Raw genomic sequence first — 13,677 nt, forward strand, 5'->3', positions numbered from 1 at the left:
TTTGGTGAATCCGGCTTCAAAGCCTGAGCACAAGTTGCACACATCCCCTCTTCAGGCGGGCTCCGATGCTCTACATTGACCGTGCTTCACATGACACGAGGCGACAAATCATGATCTATAGGTCCAATGCTATGGACAGCCAACAGCCGCGCCCCCGGCGCCAGATGTGGGGGTGATCAATTCCTGGAGCCCGAGAGGGGCTCGGGTGCGGGGAGCACCCGAGGCAGCGCTGCAACAGCCGGAATGTCATTAGCGGGGGGCGGGGGCCTCCCGGGGGGAGGAACAGCGCGGCGCGGGGGGCGGGGGCTTCCCGAAGGGAGGAACAGTGTGGGGGGCACGCGCCTCCCAGGGGGAGGAACCGTGTGGAGCGAACACGTCGAGCCCACTGGCGACGTGGGGGGGTCTGTGCAACAGGGGGAATGGGTCAGCCCTTTTCTCTCGGCGGACGGGCATCCGGTGGACGGGGCAGTCAGCCCGCCCGCGATCGACTGGGAGCAGCGCTACCGCCGTACCGTGATCACCAGCGATACCGTGACCACCGCCTTCGTGGTGGCGGCGATCGGCAACTTCTTCGGGGTCCGGGACGCGGCCAACTGGCATGAGAAGTGGGGGATTCTCGCATTCTGCACCGAGCTGCTGGTGCTGGGGGCGCTTGCGGTGAGCCGGTCGTGGGCTCCGGCCGTGCTCGGCCAGGGCGCCGAGGAATTCCGCCGGCTCGGACGCTCACTGTTCATGGCGACCGTCGTACTGGCGCTCGGCGGGATCGCCCTCACCTCGCGCAACATCAAGCTCTGGATCTTCGTCGCGATACCCGCGATCGCGCTCATCACCATGACCGCGCGGTATCTGCTGCGCCTCTGGCTGCACAAACAGCGGAAGGAAGGACGGTGCCTGCGACCGGTGCTAGCTGCCGGGAGCCTGGTCACCGTGCGCGACCTGATCGCCCGGACCCGCAAGTTCCCGCACCTCGGCTGGCGGGTGGATGCGGTGTGCACGACGGACGGTCTCGGGCTCGACGAGGGTGACCAACTGGACGGAGTACCGGTCGTCGGTCGCCTGCCGGACGTCGCGAGCCACGTCCAGCGCGACGGTTACCGTGTCGTCGCGGTCACACCGGACCCGTACTGGTCACCGGAGCGGCTGCAACGGCTGGCCTGGAACCTCGAAGGCAGCGATGCCGAGATGGTCGTGGCCCCCGTGCTGATGGAGGTGGCCGGCCCGCGGCTGCACGTCGACGCGGTGCTCGGGATACCACTGCTGCGGGTCAGCATGCCGATCTTCACCGGGGGCCGCCGGGCGGTCAAAGAGGTCGTCGACCGGATGGGCGCGGCGGTCCTGCTGATGCTGTTCGCGCCGCTGATGGTGCTCGTCGGGCTACTGGTGCTGACGGACAGCCGGGGCGGGGCGTTCTACCGCCAGCGCAGGGTCGGCAAGGACGGCCGCGAGTTCACCATTCTCAAGTTCCGCACCATGGTCGTCGGGGCCCACGGGGCACGTGCCGCGCTGGCCGACCACAACGAGGGTGCGGGGCTGTTGTTCAAGGTTCGCCGGGATCCGCGGGTGACCCGGGTGGGAACGGTGCTGCGCCGGTACTCGCTCGACGAGCTCCCGCAGCTCTTCAACGTGCTCACCGGATCGATGTCGCTCGTCGGTCCGCGCCCTCCGTTGCCGGAGGAGTCCGCCGCGTACGGCCCGGACATCCGGCGACGACTGCTGGTCAAGCCCGGACTCACCGGCCTGTGGCAGATCAGCGGACGCAGCGACCTGCCGTGGGAGGAGGCCGTCCGCCTCGACCTGCGGTACGTGGAGGACTGGTCGCTCGCCCTCGACACGGTGATCTTGTGGAAGACGCTGCGTGCGGTGCTCCACGGGCAGGGGGCGTACTGATGCGCGGGGGGTGCCGTTTGGTCGGCGCACGGACGGCAGGCCGCAGGGGCCTGCCTGGGGGGAGGAACGAGTCGTGAGAGTAAGCGTCTTCGGGCTCGGTTACGTGGGCTGCGTGTCGGCCGCGTGCCTGGCCAGCATGGGTCACGAGGTCATCGGGGTGGACGTCAACCAGGTGAAGGTCGACCTGGTCAACGACGGCAAGGCCCCGGTGGTCGAGGAACGGATCGGCGAGCTCAGCGCCGAGGTCGTGCGGGCCGGAGCGTTGCGCGCCACCCGCGACGTCCGCGAGGCGATCATGGGCAGCGAGGTGTCGCTGGTCTGCGTGGGCACGCCGTCGGAGCCCAACGGCAGCCTGTGCACCACGTACTTGGAGCGGGTCACCGAGCAGATCGGCGCCGCGCTGGCGGAGCGGGGTGGGCGCAGCGGGCGGCACACCGTCGTGTTCCGCAGCACCATGCTGCCGGGCACCTGCCTGAACCTGCTGGTACCGATCCTGGAGAAGTACGTCGGCGGCACGACCGGGGTGGACTTCGGGGTCGCGGTCAACCCGGAGTTCCTGCGCGAGGGCACGAGCGTGCGGGACTTCTTCGACCCGCCCAAGACCGTCATCGGCGAACTCGACCCGGCAAGCGGCGACGTGGTGGCGGCGCTGTACGACGGCCTGCCCGGCGAGGTGTTCCGGGTGCCGGTCCCGACGGCCGAGGCCATCAAGTATGCGGACAACGCGTTCCACGGCCTCAAGATCGGCTTCGCGAACGAGCTGGGCGCGGTGTGCCAGGCGCTCGGGGTGGACTCGCACCAGGTGATCGACGTGTTCCTGGCCGACCGCAAGCTGAACATCAGCCCCGCCTACCTGCGGCCCGGCTTCGCCTTCGGCGGCTCCTGCCTGCCCAAGGACCTGCGCAGCCTGGTCCACGCGGCGCAGCGGGCCGACGTCTCGGTGCCCATCCTCGCCCATGTGCTGCCCTCCAACTCCGACCATCTGCAACGCGCGGTGGAGCTGGTCGAGCGCACCGGCAAACGCCGGGTGGGAATGTTCGGGCTGTCCTTCAAACCCGGCACCGACGACCTCCGTGAGAGCCCGCTCGTCGAGCTGGCGGAGCGGCTCTTCGGCAAGGGTTACGACCTCAAGATCTATGACGCCAACGTGAGCCTTTCCCGGCTGCTCGGCGCGAACCGCGAGTACATCGAGAACCGACTGCCGCACCTCGCGCAGCTGCTCGCGGACTCCGTCGACGAGGTGCTCAAGCATGCCGAGGTGTGCCTGGTCGGGACCAGAGATCCGGCCGTCCTTTCGGCGCTGCCCCATGGCGGCGCCGACGGGTCGCTGATCGTCGACCTCATCCGCCTTCCCGACGCCGAGTCGCGCCGGGCCGAACCGGGGTACGTGGGCCTTGCTTGGTGACACATCGTTTGATGACGCATCGTTGGATGACACATCGTTGGGTGACACATCGTTGGGTGACACAGCCGGCGGCGTCGGGTCGGACCGGCGCGCGCTGATCCTGGTGGAGAACCTGTCGGTGCCGTTCGACCGGCGGGTGTGGCAGGAGTGCACAACGCTGCGCGACGCGGGCTGGGAGGTGCACGTCATCTGTCCCCGGGGGGAGAAGCGGGACACGGAGCCGGAGGCGGTGATCGACGGGGTGCGGATCCACCGCTACCCGTTGCGCGCGGCCGCCGGAGGACCGGCCGGCTACCTGCGGGAGTACGGATCGGCGTTGTGGCATACGGCCCGGCTGGCCCGCAAGGTCGGCCCGGTCGACGTGGTCCACGCCTGCAACCCGCCCGACCTGCTGTTCCTGCCGGCACTGTGGCTGAAGCGGCGCGGCGCGCGGTTCGTCTTCGACCAGCACGACCTGGTACCCGAGCTGTACCTCTCCCGGTTCGACCGCGGCGAGGACCTGCTCTACCGCGCCGTGTGCGCGCTGGAACGGCGGACCTACCGGGCCGCGGACATCGTGCTCGCCACGAACGAGAGCTACCGGGACGTCGCGATGCGCCGTGGCGGCAAGCGGCCGGAGGACGTCTTCGTGGTGCGCAGCGCGCCCGCGATCGAGCGGTTCCAACCGGTGCCGCCCGAACCGGAGTTGAAGCGCGGCAAGCCTCATCTGCTGTGTTATCTCGGCGTCATGGGCCCTCAGGACGGCGTCGACTACGCCTTGCGGGCCCTTGCGGAGCTGCGCGACAAGCTCGGGCGGACCGACTGGCATGCGGTGTTCGTCGGCGCCGGCGACGCCTTCGACGCGATGGTGGAGCTGTCCCGGCAGCTCGGGCTAGGGGAGCAGGTGCAGTTCACCGGGCGCATTCCGGACGCCGACCTGGTGCGCTACCTGTCCACCGCGGACGTGTGCCTCTCCCCCGACCCGCGCAATCCGCTCAACGACGTGTCGACCATGAACAAGGTCCTGGAGTACATGGCGATGGGCCGGCCGATCGTCTCGTTCGACCTCCGGGAGGCGCGCGTCTCCGCCGGTGACGCCGCCGTCTACGCGCCCGCCAACGACGAGGCAGAGTTCGCCGAGCTCATCGCGCTGCTGCTCGACGATCCGGAGAAGCGGGCCCGGATGGGCAAGATCGGCCAGGAGCGGATCGGCGGGCCGCTCTCCTGGCGGAACTCGCAAGCGTCGCTGCTCGCCGCCTACGCCGCTGCCTGCCGTGACCATGCTCCGATGTCGGCACGTGGGCCGCTCCGTACGGGGAAGAGGCCGCGCCATTGAGTGAGGACACGATCCGGCTGGTCACGATCGGACGGATTCTCCGTCGGCGGTGGCGGCTTCTCGCCGTCCTCGCCGTGGCGGGCGCGCTCGTCGGCTACGGCGCCTCGGTGCTGCTGTTTCCGCCGCGGTACACGACGTCGGCATCGGTACTGCTGCCGGGGCAGTGGGAGGAGCGCGAGCTGCTGACTCAGGTGGACATCGCGACCAGTTCGGCGGTGGTCGACCGGGCGGCCGCCGCGCTCGGCTGGAGCGGGGTCAGCGGCGCCGAACTGCGGGATCAAGTGAGCGCCCAGGCCGCCGACGGAAACATCATCAAGATCTCGGGTACCGCCGACACCCCGGATCACGCGCAGCAGCTCTCCGAGCAGGTTGCCCAGCAACTCGTCACCTTCGCCACGCGGATCGCAGGCGGCAGCACCGACCCCGAAGCGGCTACGGGGACCGAGGCGCTGCGGAAGAAGGTGGCGGATACCAACCGCCGCATCACCGACCTGGCCAACGCAGCCGATCCGGGGAAGACCGTGGAGAGCGTGCAGGCCCGCACCGCGCTTGAGAAGCTGCGCACGTCGCTGCAAGAGGCCATGAAGAAGCTGGACGAGGCCGACCCGGCGGCCAACAAGGCCGGCATGGTCGTCATGGGATCGGCAGCCCGGCCGACCGGCGCGGCGCCGCCGACGAGGATGCAGCTCATCGTCGCCGGGGCCCTGCTGTTCTTCCTGCTCGCACTCATCGGCCATCTCGTCGCCGCACGGATGAATCGCCGGCTGTGCACCGAACCGGAGATCGCCGCGGCGCTGGGCTCGACACTGCTCGGCACCGTCGACGTGCCTGGTGAAGGGCGCGCGCACCGGCCGGAAGGCAGTGGCCCACGGGCCTGGATCCGCCGGCTCCTCGGCGTCGACACCCGATGGGACATACCGGCCCCGCAGAGGTCCGGCGACGAGGCCGGCAGGCGGATCCGCTACCGGCGGGTGTGCGCTCGCCTCCGGGACCAGCTGCCGGCCCCGCGGCGGTTGCTGGTCGTCGTACCGGACGGCGACGAGATCGCCCGCCGGGCCGCCGGGCAGCTGGTCGCCGAGGCCGAGAGCGATCCTTCCCCAAGCTCTTCGAGCAGGGGATACCCCAAGCTGCGGGTGGTGGAGGTTTCGGTCGACCGGCCGATGCTGCCGGACGGCGACACCGAGTCCGGTGTCCTGGTCGTCCTCAGCACGGGCAGCTGGACCGCGGAGGAGCTGACCGGCATCGCCGATGCCTGTGCGGACGGCAGGCATGAGGTCGTCGGCATCGTCGTCGCCGGCACGGTCCGGGCCCGTCCGACGCGGAATGCCGACCGTCCCCCGGACGAGGCCACTTTGGCACTCGCGGTGCGCGGCCCCGTGACGGGAGGTTCAGCGTGACGACGAGCACGACTTCGGAGTCGTCGGCCGCCACTCCGCTCCTTGACCTCCAGGCGCTGGTGGCGGCTGTGCGCAGACGCCGCCGCCTCTGGTGCTCCCTGGCGCTGCTGGGACTGCTGGCGGGCGCGGCGGTGGCGGTCCTGATGCCGCCGGCGCCGAGCGCGGTGACCAAGGTGCTGGTCGCGCACCAGGAGGACCAGCCGAACGACACCGGAACGCTGATCCGCACCGACGTCGAGGTGCTGGGGACCACGCGGATCGCCGACAAGGCCCTGCGATCCCTCAAGTCCCCGGAAAACGCCGACGACTTCATGCGGGAATACCGGGGCACCGGCCTGACCAACAACCTGCTGCAAATCGATGTGACGGGTGACAGCGACGCGGAAGCGGTGGCCCGGGCCAAGGCGCTGGCCGATGCGTTCGTCGCGGACCATGTGAGGCGGATGCGGGAGACCGCGAACGCCGATACCAAGGCCCTGCTCGACCGGCGTGACGACATGCAGAGCGAACTCGCCGAGGTCAACAAGGCGATCGGGGACCGGTCGCCGGGGAACGACCCCAAAGCGTCGGCGAGCGTCGAGTCGCTCTTCGCCCGCCGGGCCGAGCTCACCTCGCGGATCGCCGATTTCGACCAGCGCGCCGAGGATGCGCGCCTCGGCACGCCCCGGATCATCACCGACACACAGATCGTGGACGCCCCGCACGCGGTGCGGCAGTCCCTGCCCAAGGCCGCCGGCACCAACGCCGCGATCGGGCTCGTCCTCGGACTCGTCATAGGGCTCGCGCTGGCCGCGGTCGGCACGGTGGTGGCGGACCGCCCCGTGTTGCGCCGGGACATCGCGGCGAACCTGGGCGCCTCGGTCATCTCGGAGCTGCCCCGCCGGTCGGGCAGGCTGTGGCAGCGCCGACGGACCCGGGCGGCACGCGAACGGCTCACCGCGTCCCTGGCCCGCACCGTGCGCGACTCCGCGGAACCGGTGTCGCTGCTGGAACTGGGCTGTGCCCGCAGCGCGAGCGGGATCGCCCTGAACGTCGCCAGGGCGCTGGCGGCGGAGGGGCCGGTGATCGTCATCGATGGTCTGCCCGGCTCGCAGCTCGCAGGCCACCGCGCCAAGCCGGGAGGCCCGACCGTGGTCAGCGGCGAGCGTGCCGCGGCCGTTCCGGACGAGGGGCGCCGGCTCGGCGTCGGCTCGGTCGCGCCCGGCACGGCGTGGACCGACCTCCAGTACCTGGGCACCCAGACCGTGCTCGTCGTGCGTGCCGGGCACGGCAGCGCCGCATGGCTGCACACCGTGGCGCGGCAGCTCGCGGACCAGGACATTCCGGTGATCGGTGTGGTGCTGATCGACCCCGATCCGCGGGACCGGACCGACGGCACGCTGTGGGACGGGCTGCACATCGCGCTGCGGGGCCATGGCGAGCGGTCGGCCCGGCAGAAGGGGACAGGCCGGCGGCGGACGGAGCGGCTGCCCATGTGGGCCGCACAGGTCCCGGACAACGACCAGGAGGCGCGGTAGGACATGTGTGGCATCGCAGGCACGTACCGATGGCCGGACGGGAAGGTCGTGACCGACCGGCTCACCGATACCCTCGCCCACCGCGGTCCGGACGGGGCGGGTCGGTACAACCACCCCGCCGGTGACGGCGAAGTGCACCTGGGGCACCGTCGGCTGGCCATCATCGACCTGTCCGGGACCGGCGCCCAGCCGATGGTCTCGGGCGGCCTCGCCCTGACGTACAACGGCGAGCTGTACAACGCGCCCGAGCTGCGTGCCGAGCTGGCAGCCGCCGGGGTGCGTTTCCGCGGTACCTCCGACACCGAGGTGGTGCTGGAGTCCTGGCGGCGCTGGGGCACGGACTGTCTGCCCCGGCTGCGCGGCATGTTCGCGTTCGGGATCTTCGACGAGCGCACCGGTGAACTGGTGCTCGCCCGCGACCAGTTGGGCATCAAGCCGCTGTTCCTGCTCCGGCGCGGCGGCGGCCTGGTGTTCGCCTCCGAGCTCAAGGCGCTCGCCGCCGCGACCGGCGGGTTGCTGGAGGTGGACCATGCGGCACTGGTGGCTTCGCTGTTGTACTACTGGGTGCCGGACTCACGGTGCGCGTTCCGCGAAGCGGAGAAGTTGCCGCCGGGGAGCTGGCTGCGGATCCGGCCCGACGGCCGGGTGGAGCGCGGCCGGTTCTGGCAGTTGAAGGACGTCGCCGCCGAGGGCCGGGAGCGGGCCCGCAGCGGCGAGCGGCCGGACGTGGCCGCCATCGTCGAGGAGTCGACCCGGCGCCACCTGCTCTCCGACGTACCCGTGGCGACCTTCCTCTCCGGCGGCCTCGACTCCAGCTATCTGACCGCGCTGGCGGCCCGCCACCAGCCAGGGATCTCCGCTTACACGATCGGATTCCGCGCCGAGGACGCCAAGTTCGAGGCGATGCCGGACGACCTGCGCTACGCCCGGCGGGTGGCCGAGCGGTTCGGCGTCGACCTGCACGAGATCGAGATCGCTCCGAACGTCCTCGACCTGCTGCCGCGGATGACGTACCACCTGGACGAGCCGATCGGCGACCCCGCCGCGATCAACACCTTCCTGATCTGCTCGGCCGCCCGGGAGGCCGGGGTCAAGGTGATGCTCTCGGGGATGGGCGCCGACGAATTGTTCGCCGGGTACCGCAAGCACCTGGCCAACCTGCTCGCGCTGCGCTACCAGCGCGTCCCGCGGCCCCTGCGGCACGGCCTCTCCAGGGCCGTGGACCGGCTGCCGGTCGCCACGTCCCGCCGGGGGTACCGGTCGGTGCGCTTCGCGAAGCGGTTCCTCTCCTTCGCCGATCTGCCGGAGGAGACCGCGTTCCGGCGCAGCTACACCATGTACGACCAGGACGAGCTGCTCGCACTGGTCGATCCGGACCTGGCCGGGACCGTCGAGGACGTGCTGACCGAGCATGCGGACATCTACCGGGACAACGACCTCGACGACTTCGTCAACCGCATGTGCCTGGGCGACGCGCGGATGTTCCTGCCGGGCCTGAACCTCGCCTACACGGACCGGTCGAGCATGGCCGCGTCGACCGAGGTGCGGGTGCCGTACGTGGACGTCGAGGTGGTCAAGGCGGCGTTCGCCGTGCCCGGTGATCGCAAGATCGTCGGACGGCAGGGCAAGGCCGTCCTCAAGGAGGCGGCCACCTCGGTCCTGCCCCGGGAGATCGTGTACCGGCCCAAGGGCCTGTTCAGCGCCCCGCTGCGGGCCTGGATGAGCCGGGATCTGGCACCGCTGGTGCGCGAGGTGGTCAACGACGGCCTGCTCGTCCGCTCCGGGTTCCTGCGCCGCGACGCGCTGGCGCGGATGGTCGCCGAGGACGCCGCCGGGCAGCGGGACTTCTCCAAGCATCTGTGGCATGTGCTGACCCTTGAGTACTGGTATCGCGACGCGACCTCTGGGTCCGGCCAGAGCACTCGGTAAACCGGTTAGGAATCAGAGGAGTTCGGGTGAAACAGGTTGTACAGAACTACAAGAGCGGTGAGCTGGCGGTGCTCGACGTGCCGGTGCCGGGGTGCAAGCCGGGCGGTGTACTGGTCCGCAGCGCCTACTCGCTGATCTCCACCGGGACCGAGCTGATGAAGGTGTCCGAGGCCGGCATGTCGATGCTGGGCAAGGCCCGCTCCCGGCCGGACCAGGTGGCCAAGGTCATGCAGAGCGTGGCCACCAACGGGGTGCCCGCCACCTACCGCAAGGTGATGGGCAAGCTGGACTCCTACACGCCGCTGGGCTACTCGCTGTGCGGGGTGGTCGAGCAGGTCGGCACCGGGATCGACGAGGTGAAGGTCGGCGACCTCGTGGCCTGCGCCGGCAATGAGCACGCGTTGCACGCCGAGCTGAACTGGGTGCCGAAGAACCTCTACGCCCGGGTGCCGGACGGCCTCGCGCCGCGGCACGCGGCCTTCGGCACCGTCGGGTCGATCGCGATGCAGGGCGTGCGCCGCGGCGAGCCACAGCTCGGCGACGTGGCGCTGGTCATCGGCCTCGGCCTGATCGGTCAGCTGGTGGTGCAGCTCCTCGCCGCCTCGGGAGTCCGCGTCGTCGGCGCCGACCCCGACCCGGCACGCTGCGAACTCGCCGAACGCCTGGGCGCCGCGGCCTGCGGCGATCCCGCGTCCGCGGCCGTGGAAGCCGCCGTCGCCGAACTCACCGACGGTCATGGCGTGGACCAGGTGTACCTGGCCGCCGGCGGCGGCAGCAATCAGCCCGTCGAGCTGGCCGCCCGGCTCTGCCGGGACCGCGGCCGGGTCGTCGACATCGGCAAGTGCCGCCTGGACCTGCCGTGGAACGCGTACTACGAGAAGGAGCTCGACGTCCGGTTCTCGCGCTCGTACGGTCCCGGGCGCTACGACCCTTCGTACGAGCTCGAAGGGCGGGACTACCCGATCGGCTATGTGCGCTGGACCGAGCGCCGCAACCTGGCGTGTTTCCTCGATCTCCTCGCCCGCGGCCGCGTCGACGTGGAGCCCCTGGTCTCCCACGTCGCCGACTTCGACGACGCCGTCGAGACGTACCAGCGCCTGAAGGACGGCGACCTGAAGGCCGTGGCCGTGCTGTTCCGGTACCCCGAACGCGCGGGAGACGAGGGGGAAGCGGAGGCTCCTACGGTGGCCGTGCCCGCGGTGAAAGCACGCAGCGGCCCGGCGTCCACCCCGGCCAGGGCCGCCAAGTCGCCCCTGCGCCTCGCGTTCGTCGGCGCGGGAAACTATGCGACGTCGATGCTGCTGCCACACCTGGCACAGCGCGACGGCGTCGCATTGTCGACGGTCGTCACCACGACGGCGCTGTCCGCGGCCAACGCGAAGCGGAAGTTCGGCTTCGCCGAGGCGACCACCGACCTCGACGCCGTACTCGGCGACACGTCCATCGACGCGGTGTTCGTCGTCACCCGGCACAGCTCCCACGCCGAACTGACCCGACGGGCCCTGCTGGCCGGCAAGACCGTGTTCGTGGAGAAGCCCCTGGCCCTCACCGAGGACGAACTGGCCGGCGTGCTCGCGGCGGTGGAGGAGTCCGGCAACGACCGGCTACAGGTGGGCTTCAACCGCCGGTTCGCGCCGCTGCTGGAGGAGGCCAGGAAGCGGTTCGGCGCCCGGACCGGTCCGGCGCACCTCCGCTACCTGGTCAACGCGGGCCGGTTGCAGCACGGCAGCTGGTACCTCCGACAAGGCACCGAGGGCTCGCGGTTCGTCGGCGAGGGCGGACACTTCATCGACACGGCGAGCTGGCTGCTCGGGGCCGACCCGGTATCGGTGTACGCGGTCGCCACGTCCGGCAACGAGGACCTCCAGGTCGTGCTGCGCTACCCGGACGGGTCCACCGCCACCATCAGCTACGTCACCACCGGGCCGGCCGGCTTCCCCAAGGAGACGCTCGATCTGGTCGCGGACGGCCGTGCGCTGCGGCTCGACGACTTCGTCCGTGCCTCGGTGTTTTTGGATGGCACAGTCGGCCAGAAGCGCTGGGTCAGTTCGCGGCTGCCCAAGGCCCGGGACAAGGGCCAGAACGCCGAACTGGCCTCGTTCATCAAGGCCGTTCGGACCGGCGGGCCGATGCCGGTGCCGCTGGAGTCGCTGGTCGCCACCACGGCGGCCACCCTCGCCGTGCAGACCGGCCTGGCCGGCGGTGCGCCGGTGACGTTGGCGAGGACGCGATGACCATGAGCGCGGGCTGGTACCTGCGGCGGCTGTCCCGGATGGGACCGCGGGAGGTCGGCGGCCGGGTGGGCGACGCGGTGCGCAGGCGGCGGTGGCGGTCGGCGCGGCCGGACTGCCCGAGGGTGACCGGCGCCCGGTTCACCGCGGTACTGCCCGCCGGGACCATCGCCGCCATACCTCCCGACGCCGCGAAACGCCTCATCGCCGAGGCGGACCGGCTGATGGACGGGCACGCCGAGTATTTCGGGGTGGTCCGCGACGACCTGGCCGCACCGGACTGGTGGCGCGACCCGAAGACCGGGCGCCGGGCTCCGCGGGGCTACGCCTTCGACGTGCCGTACCGCAACGAGGACGCGGTCGGGGACATCAAGCAGATCTGGGAGCTGTCCCGGCATCAGTACCTCACCGTGCTCGCCGCCGCCTACGCGATCACCGGGAACGAGCGGTACGCCGGGCGGGTGGCCGAGCACCTGCGGTCGTGGTGGGCGGCCAACCCACCGCTGTGCGGCGTCCATTGGGTCAGCGGCATCGAGCTGGGCATCCGGCTGCTGTCCTGGGTGTGGATCCGCCGGTTGCTCGACGGCTGGCCGGGCGCGGCCGGGCTGTTCGAGGACAACCCGGTGGCGCTGAACCAGATCTGGCACCACCAGCGCTGGCTGGCCGCCTTCCCCAGCCGGGGATCTTCGGCGAACAACCACGTCATCGCCGAGGCCGCCGGGCAGTTCGCCGCGGCCTGCGCGTTCGGGTGGTTCCCCTCCTCGGCGCGCTGGCGGGCCGGCGCGCTGCGGTCGCTGGAGCGGCATCTGCGCAGCAACACCTTCCACTCCGGCCTCAACCGCGAGCTGGCCACCGAGTATCACGGCCTCGTGCTGGAACTCGGCCTGGCCGCGGTGGCCGAGGCGGACGCCGTCGGTGTGCCGGTCCCCGCGTCCGTCCGCCTTGTGCTGCTACGGATGACCGACGCGCTCGCGGCCATCGTGGACAACCGGCTGCGGCCGCCGCGCCAGGGGGACGCGGACGACGGGCACGGTCTGGTCCTGGACGGCGCGGGCACCGACCGCTGGGCCTCGCTGCTGGCCACCGGGGACGCCGTGTTCGGCCGGCTCGCCTGGTGGCCGACGGTGACCGGCACCGATGTGCGCACCGCGCTGCTGGCCGCGCTCATCCGGCCTTACGCGGCAAAGGGAACCGCACCGGCGGTGGCCCGCCCGGCAAGCCGACCGGGCCACTTCGCCGACGCGGGTATGACCATCCTGCGCGGTCCGGAGGAGATCTGGTGCCGCTGCGACGGTGGTCCGCACGGTTTCCTGTCCATCGCCGCGCATGCCCATGCGGACGCGCTGTCCGTGGAGGTCCGGCACGACGGGGTCGACGTGCTCGCCGACCCGGGGACGTACTGCTATCACGGGCAGCCCGAGTGGCGGCAGTACTTCCGGTCGACCCTCGCCCACAACACCCTGCAATGGGACGGCGGTGACCAGTCCGTCTCCGGCGGCCCGTTCCTGTGGACCCGGCATGCCCCCAGCCGCGTGCTGGTCGCGGACCCATCCGGTGAGGGTGTGGCCCGTTGGTGCGCCGAGCACGACGGCTACCGGCCCTCCGTGCACCGCCGCCGGGTGGAACTGACGGCCGCGAGCCAGGAGTTGAGGGTGGTCGACGAGGTGTGCGGCCCGCGCCGGGCCGTGCGGCTGGCGTTCCACCTCGGCCCGGCGATCGCCGCGGACCTGGCGGGGAACCGGGCACAGCTCACCTGGATCCGGGACGGCGAGGAACGCTCCGCGGTGCTCGACCTGCCCGGGCAGCTGACCTGGCGGGCGCACCGCGGCGAGACCGATCCTTCCCCAAGCTCTTCGAGCAGGGGATACCCCATGCTGGGCTGGTACTCCCCCGGCTTCGGGCGCAAGGAACCCACCACCACGCTGGTCGGCACCGGTTTCCCCGACGGCGCGGCGGGGTTCACCACCGTGCTCAGATTCCGCGGCTAGGGGGACGT

8 protein-coding genes are annotated in these 13,677 nt (G+C 71.1%); all 8 read left to right on the forward strand.

Annotated features, from left to right (window positions below):
* The first annotated feature begins 405 nt into the window (after positions 1-405).
* The 8 genes from SNA_RS20845 to SNA_RS20880 all read left to right on the forward strand — a co-directional run bounded on the left by SNA_RS20845 (position 406) and on the right by SNA_RS20880 (position 13,669).
* A complete protein-coding gene (locus tag SNA_RS20845) occupies positions 406-1,887 on the forward strand; it encodes a sugar transferase (protein ID WP_030063576.1) in 1,482 nt (493 codons plus the stop codon).
* A gap of 73 nt (positions 1,888-1,960) precedes the next feature.
* Positions 1,961-3,292, forward strand: coding sequence for a nucleotide sugar dehydrogenase (locus SNA_RS20850; protein ID WP_030063577.1), 1,332 nt, complete (start codon positions 1,961-1,963; stop codon positions 3,290-3,292).
* Positions 3,293-3,344: 52 nt separating this feature from the next.
* Entirely contained in the window at positions 3,345-4,607 is a 1,263-nt protein-coding gene (locus tag SNA_RS20855) for a glycosyltransferase family 4 protein (RefSeq protein ID WP_044366162.1), read from the forward strand.
* Positions 4,604-6,004 carry a Wzz/FepE/Etk N-terminal domain-containing protein gene (locus SNA_RS20860; RefSeq protein WP_044366164.1) on the forward strand — a complete coding sequence of 467 codons (1,401 nt, stop codon included), beginning with the start codon at positions 4,604-4,606 and terminating at the stop codon, positions 6,002-6,004. Before SNA_RS20855 ends, SNA_RS20860 begins: the two co-directional genes overlap by 4 nt.
* On the forward strand, positions 6,001-7,521 hold the full coding sequence (locus SNA_RS20865) for a Wzz/FepE/Etk N-terminal domain-containing protein (RefSeq protein WP_044366165.1): 1,521 nt from the start codon (positions 6,001-6,003) through the stop codon (positions 7,519-7,521). The genes SNA_RS20860 and SNA_RS20865 overlap by 4 nt, the downstream gene beginning before the upstream one ends.
* Positions 7,522-7,524: 3 nt before the next feature.
* On the forward strand, positions 7,525-9,450 hold the full coding sequence (gene asnB / locus SNA_RS20870; protein ID WP_044366167.1) for an asparagine synthase (glutamine-hydrolyzing): 1,926 nt from the start codon (positions 7,525-7,527) through the stop codon (positions 9,448-9,450).
* Between the two features lie 26 nt (positions 9,451-9,476).
* Positions 9,477-11,684, forward strand: a complete 2,208-nt coding sequence (locus SNA_RS20875; RefSeq protein WP_044366169.1) for a bi-domain-containing oxidoreductase — start codon at positions 9,477-9,479, stop codon at positions 11,682-11,684.
* On the forward strand, positions 11,681-13,669 hold the full coding sequence (locus SNA_RS20880; protein ID WP_030063585.1) for an alginate lyase family protein: 1,989 nt from the start codon (positions 11,681-11,683) through the stop codon (positions 13,667-13,669). Before SNA_RS20875 ends, SNA_RS20880 begins: the two co-directional genes overlap by 4 nt.
* The last annotated feature ends 8 nt before the right edge of the window (positions 13,670-13,677 follow it).

It is taken from the genome of Streptomyces natalensis ATCC 27448 (assembly GCF_000935125.1).
Classification (GTDB): Bacteria; Actinomycetota; Actinomycetes; order Streptomycetales; family Streptomycetaceae; genus Streptomyces; species Streptomyces natalensis.

Coding starts and splice junctions, on each gene's coding strand:
- asnB (WP_044366167.1), top strand. CDS start 7,525: ATGTGTGGCATCGCAGGCACGTACCGATGGCCGGACGGGAAGGTCGTG.
- SNA_RS20880 (WP_030063585.1), top strand. CDS start 11,681: ATGACCATGAGCGCGGGCTGGTACCTGCGGCGGCTGTCCCGGATGGGA.